General features: G+C 71.6%; 12 protein-coding genes. 11 read left to right on the forward strand and 1 reads right to left on the reverse strand.

Translation table 11 applies throughout. The features are described 5' to 3' along the window. The first annotated feature begins 110 nt into the window (after positions 1–110). Together OG223_RS39920 and OG223_RS39925 are read left to right on the forward strand one after the other, a co-directional pair. Complete coding sequence (locus tag OG223_RS39920; RefSeq protein ID WP_329259725.1) at positions 111–794, forward strand: DUF4255 domain-containing protein; 684 nt, start codon at positions 111–113, stop codon at positions 792–794. After that, positions 791–2,833: an ATP-binding protein gene (locus OG223_RS39925; protein WP_329259728.1), complete on the forward strand. Its 2,043-nt coding sequence runs from the start codon at positions 791–793 to the stop codon at positions 2,831–2,833. Before OG223_RS39920 ends, OG223_RS39925 begins: the two co-directional genes overlap by 4 nt. Positions 2,834–2,849: 16 nt before the next feature. On the opposite strand, the gene OG223_RS39930 is transcribed toward OG223_RS39925, so the two are convergent. Continuing rightward, entirely contained in the window at positions 2,850–4,268 is a 1,419-nt protein-coding gene (locus tag OG223_RS39930) for a hydrolase (protein WP_329259731.1), read from the reverse strand. Positions 4,269–4,529: 261 nt separating this feature from the next. On the opposite strand from OG223_RS39930, the gene OG223_RS39935 reads away from it, so the two are divergent. The 9 genes from OG223_RS39935 (at position 4,530) to OG223_RS39975 (ending at position 16,485) form a co-directional block, all read left to right on the forward strand. Continuing rightward, positions 4,530–6,113 carry a phage tail sheath family protein gene (locus tag OG223_RS39935; RefSeq protein ID WP_329259734.1) on the forward strand — a complete coding sequence of 528 codons (1,584 nt, stop codon included), beginning with the start codon at positions 4,530–4,532 and terminating at the stop codon, positions 6,111–6,113. Between the two features lie 65 nt (positions 6,114–6,178). Continuing rightward, positions 6,179–6,622: a phage tail protein gene (locus OG223_RS39940; RefSeq protein WP_019063375.1), complete on the forward strand. Its 444-nt coding sequence runs from the start codon at positions 6,179–6,181 to the stop codon at positions 6,620–6,622. Further along, complete coding sequence (locus OG223_RS39945; RefSeq protein ID WP_329259737.1) at positions 6,622–7,134, forward strand: hypothetical protein; 513 nt, start codon at positions 6,622–6,624, stop codon at positions 7,132–7,134. The genes OG223_RS39940 and OG223_RS39945 overlap by 1 nt, the downstream gene beginning before the upstream one ends. Next, positions 7,131–7,289 carry a DUF6760 family protein gene (locus OG223_RS39950; RefSeq protein WP_200684736.1) on the forward strand — a complete coding sequence of 53 codons (159 nt, stop codon included), beginning with the start codon at positions 7,131–7,133 and terminating at the stop codon, positions 7,287–7,289. Before OG223_RS39945 ends, OG223_RS39950 begins: the two co-directional genes overlap by 4 nt. A 3,684-nt stretch (positions 7,290–10,973) precedes the next feature. Beyond that, positions 10,974–11,396: a phage tail protein gene (locus tag OG223_RS39955; protein ID WP_329259741.1), complete on the forward strand. Its 423-nt coding sequence runs from the start codon at positions 10,974–10,976 to the stop codon at positions 11,394–11,396. A 19-nt stretch (positions 11,397–11,415) separates the two neighbouring features. After that, the gene (locus OG223_RS39960; RefSeq protein ID WP_200691098.1) at positions 11,416–12,135 is read left to right on the forward strand and encodes a CIS tube protein; all 720 of its coding nucleotides are present in this window, start codon (positions 11,416–11,418) and stop codon (positions 12,133–12,135) included. After that, positions 12,135–14,042, forward strand: coding sequence for a VgrG-related protein (locus OG223_RS39965; protein WP_329259744.1), 1,908 nt, complete (start codon positions 12,135–12,137; stop codon positions 14,040–14,042). Before OG223_RS39960 ends, OG223_RS39965 begins: the two co-directional genes overlap by 1 nt. A gap of 37 nt (positions 14,043–14,079) precedes the next feature. Further along, positions 14,080–14,523: a GPW/gp25 family protein gene (locus OG223_RS39970; protein WP_329259747.1), complete on the forward strand. Its 444-nt coding sequence runs from the start codon at positions 14,080–14,082 to the stop codon at positions 14,521–14,523. Between the two features lie 3 nt (positions 14,524–14,526). After that, positions 14,527–16,485 (forward strand): putative baseplate assembly protein, encoded by a 1,959-nt coding sequence (locus OG223_RS39975; RefSeq protein ID WP_329259751.1) that lies wholly within the window; start codon positions 14,527–14,529, stop codon positions 16,483–16,485. The last annotated feature ends 24 nt before the right edge of the window (positions 16,486–16,509 follow it).

Raw genomic sequence — 16,509 nt, forward strand, 5'->3', positions numbered from 1 at the left:
TGCCGGGAGGGCCGGTTGGCACGGCACGATCGGGGTACGGCCGACAGGGGCGTATCGGGAGCCGACGCGTACCGCGGGGCACGACAGCACGGCAGGGCGGGAGCACGGCGGTGATCCACGAGGTGGACGAGGTCCTGGGGGACCTGATCGGCGGCGGCGCACTGGCCGGTTCGGGCATCGAGGTCTCCTTCGACGCCCCGACCCGCGACTGGGCGGCCCGCCGCAACACCCCCACGATCAATACCTACTTGTACGACATCCGGGAGGACGTGCACCGGCGCCAGCGCGGGCACGTCGCCGTGCGCGACGAGCGGGACGTGGTCGTCAAGCGCCGCCAGCCGCCGCGCTGGTTCCGGCTGTCGTACCTGGTGACGGCGTGGACGAAGCGGCCGCAGGACGAACACCGGCTGCTGTCCGCCGTGTTGGCGACCCTGATCCCGCGCGAGCTGCTCGCCCCCTCCGAACTACCAGGCTCGCTGCGTCAGTTGGGCCTGTCGGTGCCGATCTCGGTGGCCGGCATCCAGACCGAGTCACGGTCCCTCGCGGAGATCTGGTCCGCCCTCGGCGGTGAACTCAAGCCGTCCCTCGACCTCGTGGTCACCGCGCCCTTCCCGGCCTACCCCGAATACGACGCCGGCCCGCCCGTCACCGAGGGCGCGGCGGTCCGCGTCCACCGCTTCGACGGCACCGATCCGGCGCCGGAGGAGCGCGCCCACCGGCCGCGCCAGGTGGCGGAGATACGGGAGGCCCGCGAAGCGGCCCGGCGCAACAGGGCGCCGGGGACGCCGACATGACGATCACGGACGGCACCGGAGACGTCGACACGGGCGTTTCGCACGACGCCGTGGCCTTCGCCGCCGAGTCGGCGACCAACGCCCTTCTCGCCCGGCTCGGTCGCCTCCGTGAGCGGGTCGCCCTCCTCGTCGACCGGCGCTCCGCCGCCGACCCCACGGCCGGCGACCCGCTGCGCGGCCTGTACCTCCAGGAGGAGGCGGTACGGCATCTGCTGCTGCGCTCGCCGCAACCGGCCCCGCCCGCACCGGAGTCGACGCACGGACCGGCCGACCGCCTCGCCGCCCTGCACCTGACCGACCTCGACACCGCCCTCCTCCTCGTCGCCCTCGCCCCCGACCTGGACCGCACCTTCGAGCCCCTCTACGGCTACCTCAACGACGACGTCGGCCGCCGCCGGGCCACCGTGGGCCTCGCCCTCGACCTGTGCGGCATCCCCGCGCACGAGGCGACGGGCCGGGCCCGGTTCCGCCCCACGGCCCCGCTGTCCGCCCTCGGACTGCTCACCGTGGAGGAACCCGAACGCCCCTTCCTCAGCCGCTCGTTGCGCGTCCCGGACCGGGTCGTGGCGCATCTCCTCGGCGACGACACCCCGGACGCGACCCTCACCGGGCACCTCCACCCCCTGCCCGCGCCGAGCCTGCCGTACGACGGACAAGAACCGGGCACGGACGGCGAGTTCACCGGCTTCGTGGACAAGCTGGGCGCGCTGCTCGCCGAAGGGCCGCCCGTCGCCGTGTATCTGAGGGAACGTCACGAGGGCGACGGGCTCGTGTGCGTGGCGACGGCACTGCACGCGGCGGCTGTGGCCGCCGTGCGGTTCTCCGGGCCCGAGGAGCGGGTGCCGGAGCTGCTGCGCGAGGCCCGGCTGGGCGGCCGTACGGTCGTCGTGAGCGGACTGCCCGACCAACCCGGGCCGTTGGTACGAGCGTTGACCGCCGCCACCGATGTCTCCGTGCTGATCGCCGGTGCGCGGCCGTACGACCCGCAGTGGTGCGAGAGCGATCCGCTGATCCTGGAGGCGCCCCGGCAGCGGGCCGCCACCGTGCGGGCCTGGACGGATGCCGTCGGCGAGGGCGGCGGCTTCGACGTGCGGGCCACCGTCGCGCCGTACCATCTCGGCGCCGACCGCATCGCGCGCGCCGCCCGGGCGGCCCGGGGGCTCGCCGCGTTCGACGGCACCCCGCTGACCGCGGCCCATCTGCGGCTCGCGGCACGGCAGCAGTCGGCGTCGGGGCTCGAACGGCACGCCCGGCGGATCCGGCCCGCCGTCGACTGGCGGGACCTCGTCCTGCCCGACCGCTCCCTGACCCAGCTCCACGAACTCGCCCTGCGCGCCCGGCACCGCGACCGGGTCCTCGGCGACTGGCGGCTGAGCGCGGGCGGCGGCCGGGGTCGTGGCGTGCTCGGCCTGTTCGCGGGCGAGTCCGGGACCGGCAAGACACTCTCGGCGGAGGTCGTCGCGGCCGAACTCGGCCTGGATCTCTATGTCGTTCAGCTGTCGTCGATCGTCGACAAGTACGTCGGCGAGACCGAGAAGAACCTCGAACGCATCTTCACGGAGGCGGACCGCACCGACGCCGTGCTCCTCTTCGACGAGGCCGACGCCGTCTTCGGCAAGCGGTCCGAGGTGAAGGACTCGCACGACCGGTACGCCAACATGGAGAGCGCCTATCTGCTCCAACGGCTGGAGTCCTTCGACGGGATCGCGCTGCTCACCACCAACCTGCGCGCCAACATCGACGAGGCGTTCACCCGCCGGCTCGATCTGGTCGTCGACTTCCCGTTCCCGGACCCGGCACAGCGGCTCGCGCTGTGGCGGCACGGCCTGACCCATGTGCCGAGCGCACCCGACCTCGAACTCACCCCGCTGGCCAAGGAGTTCGAGCTGGCCGGCGGTTCCATCCGCAGCGCCGTCGTCACCGCCGCCTACCTGGCCGCCGGACGCGGGGACACGGTCGGTGCGGCGGACCTCCTGGAGGGGGCCCGCCGCGAGTACCGCAAGGCGGGGCGGCTGGTGCCCGGCGAGGGCACCTGGTAGCGGCCCAACGGCCTTGCTACACCGTGAACTTGACGGCCACCAGCCAGCGGGAGTTGTCGAGCGTTCCGCCGAAGAGGTACTTGGGGCGCGCGTCCGCACACCCCTGACCGCCCCAGTCCCAGCCGGTGTTGCGGGCCGTCTCGCAGACCTGGCCGCTGCCGATGTTGATGGCGAAGCCCGTCATATAGGGGGCGCCGTCCTTCGAACTGCCGATGTAGTTGTCCTTGTTGTCGTCGATGATCGCCGTCCACTGCGGTTCCCAGTGGCCGTTGCCGTCGGTCGAGTCGGGGTTGTGGATGAAGGCGTTGGCGGCCGAGCCGAGGCTTCCCGACACCGCGATGTTCAGTGCCGTGATCTGCTTGGCGTCGTCGACCGTGCCGGTCGCGGCCCCGTCGCAGACCGCGTCCGTCCAGCCGTCGCCCGCGATGAAGGCGCGGTAGCAGATGTGGCGGCCCGCGTCCTTCGCGGCCAGCTTCTTCACCGCGGTCGCCGCCGTCGCCGGTTTGGGCTTGGGCTTGGCGGACGCCGTGGATCCGCCCCCGCCCCCGTCCGCCGCCGCGGCGGTCGAGGTCACGGCGACCGGCGGGGGAGCCGCGGCCGTCGCGGTGGGCGGCGGCGGCACACTGGCGGTCGGCGAGGGAGCGGGCGCCAGCGTGCTCACGCCCGCGTCCTTGAGCTGCTCGGTGGCGGCCGTCCGCACCTGCGGCTTGTACGCGATCCACAGCATCAGGAAGGTGAGCGCGAGCGCGAGGACGGCCCCGAGGAAGGTGGCCAGCCAGCGCGGCAGGAACCCGCGCTGAAGGTAAGTCCCCTCCACCGGAAGGGGGTTGGCACCGGACCGCAGCACGTTCAGCGTGTACGGCCGCTGCTCCTTCGGCCCGAACCAGATGATCTTCCGCGGCTTCAGCGACGCCTTGACGAAGGCGGCCCGGCCCGGCTCGATCTGCACATTGCCCGGATGGATGTCGTACGCCAGTTGGTCGCCGTTGTCGCTGCCGCTGATCGACGCCGTGAGCCTGGTGTTGCCGAGGTTGTCCACGGCCAGTCGCGGGCGGCCCCGGAAACGTCCCTTGACCGTCGGCGGCACCAGCTCCGCCCGCACCTCCGTGAACGGGGTGATGGTCAGATTGCCCTCGGGGACGGTGACCGCCTCCGGGTGCTCGGTCGGCGTGATCCGCACCGCGTACGGGTTCGGGCCCGCCGTCGCGTCCGGGGTGCGCGGCGGCGTGAACGTCAGATCGACCGTACCCGTCGTGCCCGGATAGAGCCGCAGCGTCTGCGGCTCCACAGCGGTCCAGGGAGCGATGCTCCCGACCGGCTCGAAGCGGTACTCGTCCACGACGTCGCCGGTGTTGCGCAGCCGCAGCCGCACACGGGTACTGCCACCGGGATCGACGGTCGCGGACGCGGGCTCCAGGGAGGTCCACAGACTCATGTGCCGACGCTACGACGGACGGTGAGGGCGCGTCAGGAGTCGCCAGGGCAACAGCAGTTGCCCAAAAGGGCCGCCGGCCAAACCCGTCACCGGCTCGGCCGCGACGCGGGCCACTGCGGCCTGCCCTCCCCGGCTGCGGAGCGGACTGCCCCTGAGGGCAAGCACGTTGCCCCCAGGCAGGCACTCCAGGACGTTTCGGCGGCCGGGGCACGCGCGTGAGGCTTAAGAGCGTCTTATCTCGTACCCCGAGGAGAGCAGAGCATGCCGTCCTACCTGTCACCCGGCGTCTACGTCGAGGAGGTGGCCAGCGGCTCGCGCCCGATCGAGGGAGTGGGCACTTCGGTGGCGGCCTTCGTGGGCCTGGCCCCGACCGGTCCACTGAACGAGCCGACCCTGGTGACCAACTGGACGCAGTACGTGGCTGCCTTCGGTGAGTTCACCGACGGGTACTACCTCGCCCACTCGGTCTACGGCTTCTTCAACAACGGCGGTTCGGCCGCCTACGTCGTCCGCGTCGGCGGCACCGCCGAGGGCACCGCCGCCGAGTCCAACTCCCCGTCCGCCGTGACGGGTTCGGCCGCACCGGCCGCGCTGCCGCCCGGTGAGCCGGCCCAGCTCGGCACCTTCGCCGTGACCGCGCTCGCGCCCGGCGACCTGAGCGTCGAGGTGGCCGACGCCGAGGGCGAAGGCCCGGCGGAACGCTTCCGGCTGGTCGTCAAGGACGCCGGCAGGGACGTCGAGAGCTTCGACGTGACCGCCAAGAAGGGCGGCCGCAACTACGTCGTCACCCAGGTCAAGGAACGTTCCAAGCTCATCGCCGTGACCGAGGCCGCGCCCGCCGCGCAACTGGCCCGCCCGGAGAACCAGACGGTCGCGCTCAGGGCGCCCGCCGCCACACCGGCCGTACCCGGCAAGGCAACTGACGTTCCGTCACATCCCGGCCCGGCCACCTACCTCGGTGACTCCGCCGACCGCACCGGCTTCGGCGGCCTGGAGGCCGTGGACGAGATCTCCATGGTCGCGGTGCCCGACCTGATGGCCGCCTACCAGCGCGGCGCGATCGACCTGGAGGCCGTCAAGGCCGTCCAGTTGGGCCTGATCGCGCACTGCGAGCTGATGGGCGACCGGGTCGCCGTCGTCGACCCGCCGCCGGGCCTGAACGCCCAGCAGGTCCGCGTCTGGCGGCAGGAGACGGCCGGCTACGACTCCAAGTACGCGGCCCTGTACTACCCGTGGATCAAGACCTTCGACCCGTCCAGCGGACAGTCCCGGCTGATCCCGCCGAGCGGCCACATCGCCGGCGTCTGGGCCCGCAACGACTCCGAGCGCGGTGTGCACAAGGCGCCGGCCAACGAGGTCGTACGCGGCGCGGTCGACCTGGAGACCCAGATAACCCGCGGCGAGCAGGACTTGCTCAACCCCATCGGCGTCAACTGCATCCGCGCCTTCCCGGGCCGCGGCATCCGTGTCTGGGGCGCCCGCACGATGTCCTCCGACCCGGCCTGGCGCTACCTCAACATCCGCCGGTACTTCAACTACCTGGAGGAGTCGATCCTGATCGGCACCCAGTGGGTGGTGTTCGAGCCGAACGACCACGCCCTGTGGGCCCGGATCCGGCGCAACATCTCGGCCTTCCTGGTCAACGAGTGGCGCAGCGGTGCCCTGTTCGGCCAGCGGCCGGAGGAGGCGTACTACGTCAAGTGCGACGAGGAGACCAACCCGCCGGAGTCGGTCGACGTCGGCCGGGTCGTCTGCGAGATCGGCATCGCACCGGTCAAGCCGGCCGAGTTCGTGATCTTCCGGCTGGCCCAGTTCTCCAGCGGCAGCGGGGAGTTGGAGGAGTAGGCGAGCCCGGCGCGCCTACCGCCGCTCCAGGTAGTTCTCAACACCCTTAGAAGGACAGCGAATTCATGAGTCTCCAGCCGGGTGACGCCCTCACCTCACACAATTTCGGCCTGCAGATCGACGGCGTGATGGTCGAGTACCTCGCGGAGGTCAGCGGCCTCAGCATCGAGCAGGACGTCATCACGTACCAGCAGAACACCCCCAACGGCCAGAACGTGGTGAAGAACCTGCCGGGCGTGAAGAAGAACGGCACCTGCACCGTCATCCGCGGCATGACCCAGTCGGCCTCGTTCACCCAGTGGATCAACGAGTCGATCTCCGGCCAGATGACCACCGCGCGCAAGAACGCGTCGATCATCATGATGGACTTCCAGAACAACCCGGTGAAGCGCTACCACCTGCGCAACGCCTGGTGCAGCAAGATCGACGCGAGCACGGTGAAGGCGGGCGAGGCCGCGGCCCTCACCGAGTCCGTGACCATCGTGTTCGAAGAACTGGTCATCGAATAATGCGGCGTTCGGGGGCGGCGGCCGCGGCGATGGCGGTGCCGGGTGCGGGTGCGGGTGCGGGTGCGGATTCGGTGGCCGAGGTGGGCGCGGGGCCGATACCGGCTCCGGCCCCGGCGGCCGCCGCTCCGGCCGTACGGCAGACGCTGCGGACCGAGTTCCCCTTCCAACTGCCGCGCGGTTACGTCGACGAGTCCGGCACGGTCCACCAGGACGGCGTGATGCGACTGGCCACCGCACGCGACGAGTTGGTGCCGCTGCGGGACGTGCGCGTGCAGGAGAACCCGGCGTATCTGTCGGTGGTGCTGCTCGGCCGGGTGATCACGAGGCTGGGCACCGTCCCCATGGTCCACGACGGGATCGTGGAGAACATGTTCGCCTCCGACCTCGCCTTCCTCCAGGACTTCTACCGCCAGATCAACGCGGAGGGCCACACCCGCGCGGCAGTTCAGTGCCCGCACTGCGCGGAACCCTTCGAGGTGGAGCTCGGCGGGAGCCGCCTGGGGGAATCGTGACGTACGCGACCGACCGGCTGCACGAGGAGATCGCGTACGTCGCCTACCACTTCCACTGGAGCCTGGAGGACATCCTGGACCTCGAACACCACGACCGCCGCCGCTACACGGGCGAGATCGCGTCCCTGGTGACGCGGTCCGGGGCGGAGGGCTGAGATGGGGTTCTTGGACCGGTTGCGGGGGCGGGACGACGGGGCTCGGGCTGAGTCAGGGGCCGCGGTCGGTGATGCGGGCTCCGACCCCGACGGCTCTACGGGTTCTGCGGGTTCTACGGCTTCCACGAGTTCTACGGGGCCTGCTGTGAGGGTGGCCGCCTGGCCGGGGCTGGCGCCGATTCAGCGGGCCTCCGCCGTAGGGGGTACCGGGGTGGCCGACACCGGGTTCGGCGCGCGGTTGCCCACGTGGCAGAACCCGTCGTTCACGGGGACGGGGTTCCGCGCGGTGCTGGACGCGGAGCGGAGTGCGCGGATCGCGGGTTCCCCGCCGATGCGTGCGGCACGGGCGGTGCCGAGTCTGGGACAGCCGGCGGGTGAACTGCCGTTGGCGGGTCGTGCGGCGGCGGCACCGGTGGAGCGGGCTGCGGCGGTGCCGTTGCGGACGACTGCGGGACGGGGGGTGTCCGGGACGCTCGGTGTTCAGCGGGCGGTGCCTCTCGTACGGGGTGGTTCCTCCGGTGTGAAGGCGGAGGCGGTGAGGCCGGTCGGGTCGGATTCCGGGGTCGAACCGGTGCGTCCGGCTTCCGGTGTGCGGGTGACTGCGGTGTCGTCGGAGCCGCTTCGGCCGGGCTCGTTGACACGGGCTGGGGCGGGTGCGGCCGCGGTCGCGGTGCAGCGGAAGCTGGTTGCCCGGCGGAACTCGGCTGCTGTCGGGGGCGGTTCGGGGAGCGGTTCGGGTGACGACAAGGGTGACAAGGGTGGGGAGTCCGGGTCCGCGTCAACTGACGCCAGCCGAGGCGGTGTTACTCCGGACGGTGAGTCGCCTGTCCCGTTCGTCGATCCTGCGACCGGTGACGGGACCCCCGCCAGGGGCAACGTGGCTGGGGTCGTTCCGGCGGCTCCGGGCGGCCCGACAGCCGTCGCCACCGGTGCGGCCAAGCCCGCCGTGCAACGCCGACCGGCTACCAACTCGGTTGCACCACAGGCTTCTTCGGGTCGGGCCACGACACCGCGGAGGCCCTCGGCGAACGGCGGTGACGACCCCGCGGGCCCCGGCGGACATGGCGACGGGGCTCCCGTCTCCGGGAACGGGACTGGGAGCGGGAGCGGTACGGACAGGGTGCAGCGGTCGATTCCCGCGCCGGACATGACGGTCGCCGCCCGCGCATCGCTGCCCGTGCAACGCGCGATGACCGCATCCGCTCCACGCGACGCCGACACCGCCCAGCCTCGCCCCAACACCCCAGCACCGCCGACCCCCGCGGAACCGGACAACGATCCAACCCCCGGCCCTACGTCCCCTCCCGCACCCCAGGTCCAACGCAGCGCCGTGCCCCACACACCCCGCGTTCCCCTCGGTGCCCCGCTCGTCACACACCAGGCGGTGCGGCGTTCGGCGGCTCACTCCGTGCCGGGGGAGTTGCCCAACACCCCTTCCCCGCAAGGTGATTCGCCCACGGTCCCGGAAGCAGGTTCGGCAACCCCCGTCCCGCCTCCGCCGACGACCACTCCCACCCGGCGCCGATCACCCCTCGGCGCCCCCGTCACCAGCACCCCCGCAGACGCCAAGCCCCTCACCGGCTCGCCCATCCCGCAGGCCGGCGCTGAACACCGTACGGAACCGGTTCCAAGGCCGACGATCCAACGAAGCGCGACTCCGAGCACGCTTGTACCGGTCACCACGACGTACCCGACCACCGCGCACGGCCCGACCGCAGCCCCCGCGACACCGAGCCCGGCGATCCAGCGCAGCGCCCCCGAGAGCACGCCGATGCCGGCCACGCAGGCCTCCTCGGCAACCACGCCCCCGAGCACCGCGCACCGTCCGATCGCAGCGTCGCCACCCTCGGGTTCGGAGCCGACGATCCAGCGAAGTGCGGCCCCCAGCAGGCCTGTTGTACCTGCTCCGCAGACTCCGTCAGTCACCTCGTCAGCGCTGCCGACGCCGGGTCAGGGTCCGGCGGTTCAGCCCAGCGTCGCCCCAAGCGCGACTGTGCCGCCCTCGCAGATCCCCTCGGCCGGCGCGTCCTCGCCCGCCGTGCGCCCTACCGCCGCAGACGGTGCGACTGGAGCCCCGGCCAACTCGTCAGTCCTGCCGATGCCGGGCCTGGGTCCGTCGGTGCAGCGGAGTGTCGCCCCGAGTGCCCCTGTGCCGCCCTCGCACATCCCCTCGGCCAGCGCGCCCTCGCCTGCCGTGCGCCGAACTGCCACAGGCGGCGCGACTGCAGCCCCGGTCGACTGGTCAGTCCTGCCGATGCAGGGTCAGGGGCCGTCGGTTCAGCGGAGTGTCGCCCCGAGCACGCCTGTGCCGCCCCTGCGGGCCCCCTCGGCCAGCGCGCCTTCGCCAGCGGCGCGCCCAACTGCCACAGGCGGCCTGACCGGAGTCCAGGCCGACTCGGTAGTCCTGCCGGTGCCGGGCCTGGGTCCGTCGGTGCAGCGGAGTGTCGCCCCGAGCGCCCCTGTGCCGCCCCCGCATACCCCTTCGGCCACCGAGCCCTCGCCTGTCGCGCGCCGAACTGCCACAGGCGGCGCGCCTGGAGCCCCGGCCACCTCAGCAGTCCCGCCGACGTCGGGCCCGGGTCCGACGGTCCAGCGAAGCGCCGCCCCGACCGCCCCTGTACCGCCCCCGCGCACCCCTTCCGCCACGCGCCCAACTACCGCACTCCTGCCGACGGTTGCCCCGGTGAAGGCCGCGTCTCCGGCTCCGACTCCGTCCTCGGCTGTGATCCCACCCTCGGCGGTGACTTCGTCCAGGATCGGACCCCGATCCTCGGATCTGGCTCCCCCTTCGGCCGAGAGCCCATCCCCGGCAGGGCCTCGTCCCTCGGCCGTAACTCCGCCCCCAGCCGTGCCTTCGTCTACAGCCGCGAGCCCGCCCCACGTTGGGTCCCCGCCCCCGGCCCCGAGCACGTCCTCAGCCGGACGCTCAGCCGGACCCTCTACCACGACTCAACACCGCGCCACGAAGCTGACTCCCCCCAGCCCGACCGCTCCCGACCCCACGCTTCCCCGCGCGACCTCCACCACCACAACGCCGCTCACCACACCCCGGCCCACCCCGCAGGCACCCCTCACCGCCCTGCTCCGCACATCACCTCCGCCGCCCTTCACCCCCGTACAACGTCACCGCCGTACCACCCCCGACAGGCCCACCACACCCCTCGGGCACACCGCACCACCCGTAGTACCCCTACGCCTAGCCACCCCCCCACATCCCACCCGCCTCCCGATCTCCGCCCCCCTCCCCGTCCAACGCACCCCCTCCTCCGCCACCCCCGCACTCGGCGCCGCACTCTCCTCCCCCCTGAACCAAGTCCGCCCCACCGTCGGAAAGACCGGCATCACCCCCGCCCCCACCACCATCGCCGCCCCCGCACTCACCACCGCCCCACCTCCACCCCCGTACTCCCCGACCACAGTCACCGCAGCTCCACCCCCACCCCCACCCCCCGCCTACGAAGCCATCCCCGCAGGCCAGTTCGACCCCCGAGAGCTCACCGACTTCCAGCTCGACGAACTCGTGCACAGGATCATCGGCCGCATCACCCGCCTGATCCGCACGGAACTCCGCCTGGACCGCGAACGGATCGGCAAACTCCGCGACCCCCGCCACTGACCGGCACCGCGCCGCACGACAGCGCACCCCGACTCATCGCACCGCAACGACAGAAAGGCCCACCCCCGATGTCCCGCCTCGACCCGGGCTCCACCATCTGGTTCACCCTCAGCATCGACGGCGAGAGCCTCGGCTACTTCAACGGGTGCGAAGGGCTGTCGTCGCAGGTGGAGATCGAGCACCGGCAGGAGGGCGGCAACAACGGCTTCGTATGGCAACTCCCCACCCGTGTCACCTTTTCCACCATCCGGCTGACCCGCCCGCTCACCCCGGACACCGCGAAGGTCGCCAAGTGGATCTCCTCCGTGCAGACCGGGATCAAGCGCCCCACCGGGCAGATCGCGGCGCTGCGCGCGGATGGTTCGGAGGTCGCGCACTGGGGGCTCATCGACGTGCTGCCGGTGAGCTGGCAGGGCCCCTCCCTGGACCCGGCGGGGCCCGCCGTCGCCACCGAGGTGCTGGAGATCGCCCACCACGGATTCACGGACTGAGCGGGGCGGGAGACGCACCATGGCCACCAGCAGAGGCGCGGGCAAGAGTCTCGTCCGTGCCAGTCTCGCCATTCACGAGCCGCCCGTCGGAGGCAGCACCACCCCGGGCGGGCTCATCAAGACCTTCGCCTTCGACTTCAACCCGGCACAGTTGTCGCTGACCCGTCGCGCCCAGTGGAAGACCACCCCGGCGCAGATCGAACGGGACGGCTCCGTCCCGGAGTTCATGGGTTCGCAGCCGCGTGAGATGGGCGTGGAGATCTTCCTCGACTCCTCCGACGAACCGACCAGCAACTCGGTGCTGAAGAAGGTCGAGTCGCTCCTCGCGTGCTGCGACGTGACCACCAAGTCCATTGCCGCCAAACAGCCTTCACCTCCGTGGGTGGTGTTCCAGTGGGGGTCCTTCTCCACCGCCCGCTTCACCGCGTACGTCTCCTCCGTCGAGGCCGCGTACTCGCTCTTCGGGACGACCGGCGTGCCCATCCGTGCCACCTGCCGGCTGCAACTCCACGAGATACCGAGCAAGACCAAGGGCCAGAACCCGACGTCGGGCGCGCTCACCGCGCAACGCGTCCACCGGGTCGTGGCAGGGGACTCCCTGCAGTCGCTGGCCTGGCGGGAGTACGGCGACTCCGCCGCGTGGCGGGCGATCGCCGAGGCCAACGGGATCGACGACCCGACGCGGCTCGCGAACGGTGTCGAACTCGTGCTGCCCGCCGCCGAGGAGGTGCGTTCCTGATGGTGAAGTCCGCGTTCTCCAACGTCGTCGAGGTGCGGATCGGCGGGGCCAAGATCCCTTCCGAGTACGCCCGTTACCTCGTCGACAGCTACGTCGACCAGGGCGTCGGCGTGCCCGCCGCGTTCCGGCTCACCTTCCGGGACCCGTACCGCCTGATCCTCGGAAAGCTGGGGGTCACCTTCGGCACGAAGGTCGTCATCGCGCCGGTGGCCGACGGACAGGGTGCCTCCGATCCGCTGCTGACCGGTGAGGTCACGGGACTTGAGGCGGACTACGACGGCACCGGCACCTTCACCGTCGTCCGCGGCTACGACTTCGGGCACCGGCTGCTGCGGCAGCGCCGGGTGGCCGCCTACCGCAACCAGAGCGCCTCCGACATCGCCCGCAAACTCGCCGCCCAGGACGGCGTGCCGATCGGGAAGATCACCTCCACGCGCACGGTCTACGAGTTCATCTCCCAGTCCAACGTGACCGATTGGGACTTTCTCGCCCGGCTCGCCGACGAGAACGAGATGGTCATGTCGGTCGACGCCGACGGCAAGTTCCAGTTCGTGGAGCCCAAGCCGTCGTCCGGCGCGCCGTCGCCCGAGACCGACGGCGACAAAAGCCCGTTCGTGCTCCAGGCAGGGCACGACATCCTGCGGCTGCGGGCCGCCGTGACCGCCGCCGATCAGGTCGCCACCGTCGAGGCGCGCGGGTGGGACGTCACCACGAAGAAGAAACTCACCGCCACCTCGCCCGGGGCCTCGAATCCGGCCATCGGCATCGGCACCACCCCGGGCGCGGCGGCCGGCAAGTTCAAGACGGCCAAGCTCGTCGAGACGGGCACGCCCTACGACAAGCAGAACGAGGTGAAGTTCGCCGCCGCCGCCCTCGCCGACGACGTGACGTCCTCCTTCGCCGAACTGGAGGTCGTCGCGCGCGGAAATCCCAAGCTGCGCCCGGGAGTTCCGGTCGCGCTGGCCGACGTAGGGGCGCCCTTCGAGGGCAAGTACACGGCCACTTCCGTACGGCACGTCTTCGGCGACGGAAAGCACTACGAGACCTGGGTGACGGTCAGCGGACGGCAGTGGCGTTCGCTGTACGGGCTCGCCTCGGGCGGTTCGGCCACCGCGCCCCGGCTGCCCGGCGTCGCCAACGCCCTTGTCACGGACGTCAACGACCCGCTCAAGCAGGGGCGGGTGCGGCTGCAGTTCCCGTGGCTGGACGACACGTACGTCAGCGACTGGACGCGGACCGTGCAGTGGGGCGGGCTGGGGGGTGGCGGCGTCTTCCCGATGGACGTCAACGACGAAGTGCTGGTCGCCTTCGACCGAGGGGCACTTGATCATCCCTTCGTGATCGGCGGGCTCTACAACGGCAAGGACAAGCCGACCGTCGTGAGCGACGTTCCGTTGCACGACGCCGTACGGAAGAAGGCGAGCCGGCACACCGTCTCCGACCGGGACGGCAACCGGATGGATCTGCTCAGCCAGAAGACCGGCGGCCGCAAGCAAGGGGTCCGACTGGCCTCCGGGGACAAGCAGTTGACCATCACCCTGGACCGCACGAACACCGAGATCACCGTCGACAGCAAGGGCACGGTCTCCATCAAGGGCAGCCGGTCCGTGTCGGTCGAGGCCGGGACCGATCTCACCCTCAGCGCCCGGCGCAGCCTGACCATCAAGAGCGGCGGCCTCCTGAACATCGAGGGGCGCGGGATGGTCAACGTCAAGTCGACCACCGGAGCGATCACGTTGGACGCGATGGGCGCCCTCAACCTGAAGGCGCTCGGCAACGCGATGCTCACCGCGGGCGGGAGCGTGCAGGTCAACTCCATCGGCAACGTGGGCATTCGGGCCATCACCGTGCCGATCATGGGCGTGGTCACCCTCAACGGCCTTGTCCCGATGGTGATTCCGGCATGAGCGGCCCAACGGGCAAGGAACAGGCGGGTGTTGTCTGATGGCCGAACAATTCGTGGGCTCCGGGTGGTCGTTCCCGCTGCGCATCGGCCCGACCGGCGGCATCGCGCTGGTCAGCGGGGAGCGCGAGGTCGAGGAGGCGATCCGGCTCGTGCTGTCCACGGCGCCGGGCGAACGCCCGATGCGGCCCGACTTCGGCTGCGCGATCCACGACCTGGTGTTCGCGCCGGTCAACGAGCAGACCGCGGGCCGGATCCAGCACGAGGTGCACGTCAGCCTCGACCGCTGGGAGCCGCGTATCGAGGTCGAGGACGTCGAGGTCACCGCGGGCACCGAGCAGAGCGTGCTGTACATCGACGTGCGCTACTCGATCCGCGGCACCAACAACCCGCGCAGCCTCGTCTTCCCCTTCTACGTCATCCCGTCCCACGACGAGCCGGACACCTCCGGTACGCCCGGCACGGCTGCTGAAAGCGACAACTGACCGATGGCTCTGCCCTCCCCGAACCTCGACGACCGCCGCTTCCAGCAGTTCGTCGACGACGCCAAGCGCTACATCCAGCAGCGCGCCCCGGAGTGGACCGACCACAACGTCTCCGACCCCGGCGTCACCCTCGTCGAGACGGTCGCGCACATGGCCGACCAGATCGTCTACCGCCTCAACCGGGTACCGGACAAGAACCACTTGGCCTTCCTCGACCTGGTCGGCATCACGCTCTTCCCGCCGTCCGCGGCCCGCACCGACGTCACGTTCTGGCTGTCGGCGCCCCAGGAGGAACCGGTGCAGGTGCCGCTGGGCACCGAGGTGGCGACGATGCGCACGGAGGGCGAGGAGGCGGTGGTCTTCGCCACCGAGCGCGAACTCGCCGTAGTGCCCGCTGCGTTGAGGCATCTCGTGGTGCAGCACCGGGGCAAGCAGGTCGTCGACCGGACCCACGACCTCGCCGAGGGCAACCACGTGATGTGCTTCGCCGAGGCGCCCGACCCCGGCGACTCCATGCTGTTCGGCCTCACCGCCGCCGTCCCGCACTGCGCCCTCGCCCTCGAACTCGACAGCCGCGTCGACGGAGTCGGCGTCGACCCGCGCCAGCCGCCCCTGGTCTGGGAGGCGTGGACCGCCGACGGCTGGCAGTCCTGCGAGGTGGACCGCGACGGCACCGGCGGCCTCAACCGGCCCGGCGCGGTCGTCCTGCACGTCCCCGGCGGCCACACCCTGTCCCGCAACGGCGGCCAGGAAGCAGGCTGGCTGCGCTGCCGCGTCACCGAACCCCACCCCGACCAGCCCTTCTACACCACCTCGCCGACCGTCCGCTCCGCCGAGGCCTTCACCATCGGCGGCACCACCACCGTCGTCCACGCCGACACGGTCTACGACGAGGCGCTCGGCGAGTCCACCGGCCTGCCCGGGCAGCGGCTGCGGCTCGCGCACACACCGGTCGTCGGCGACAGCCCGCCGCTCCTCCTCCAGACCGCCGAGCACGACGGCTGGACGGACTGGCAGGTCGTCCCGCACTTCGCCGCCTCCGGCCCCGACGACCGCCACATCACCCTCGACGCGGCCACCGGCGAACTCGGCTTCGGCCCCGCCGTCCGCGAACCCGACGGCTCCCTGCGCCAGTACGGCATGGTCGCCCCCAAGGGCGCGGTGATCCGCGCCCGCCGCTACCGCACCGGCGGCGGCCGGGCCGGCAACGTGGCGCGCGGCGCGGTGCAGATCCTGCGCAGCTCCATCCCGTACGTCTCCGAGGTCGTCAACCGTGAGGCGGCACGCGGGGGAGTGGACGGCGAGACGGTCCAGGAGGCCAAGACCCGCGCCCCGATCACCCTGCGCGCCCAGGAACGGGCGGTCACCCTCCGCGACTACGAGGAACTGTCCCGCCGGGCCGCCCCCGAGACCGCCCGCATCACCTGCCTGGAGGGCGACGAGGGCGAGCACGGGGCGTATGCCGTACGGGTGTTGGTGGTGCCGCAGGCCGTGCCCGACCCCGGCGGACGACTGCGCTTCGAGCAACTGGTCCCCGGAGACGCCCTGTTGGACCGGATCACCCGGCATCTCGACGAACGGCGGCTGATCGGGACCCGGTTGGCGGTCGGCCCGCCCTTCTACCAGGGCATCACCGTCGTTGCCACGGTCCACGCGTTCCGGGGCGTCGACACCGACCGGGTGCGCCGCCAGGCCCACGACGCCCTCTACCGCCACCTCGACCCGCTCACCGGCGGATCGGACGGAAAGGGCTGGCCGTTCGGGCGCCCGGTGCAGTCCGGGGAGGTCTTCGCGGTGCTCCAGCGGGTGCCCGGTGTGGAACTGGTCGACGAGGTCGTGCTGCACCCGGCCGACCCGCTCACCGGCAAGCGCGGCGACCCCACCGACCGCATCGATCTGGAGCGGCCGTCGCTGGTGTTCTCCTTCGACCACCGCGTCCGCGTGATCGGAGACGGCGCGTGAACACTGCCGACTCCCCGATGGGAG

The organism is Streptomyces sp. NBC_01478, from assembly GCF_036227225.1.
Taxonomy (GTDB): domain Bacteria; phylum Actinomycetota; class Actinomycetes; order Streptomycetales; family Streptomycetaceae; genus Streptomyces.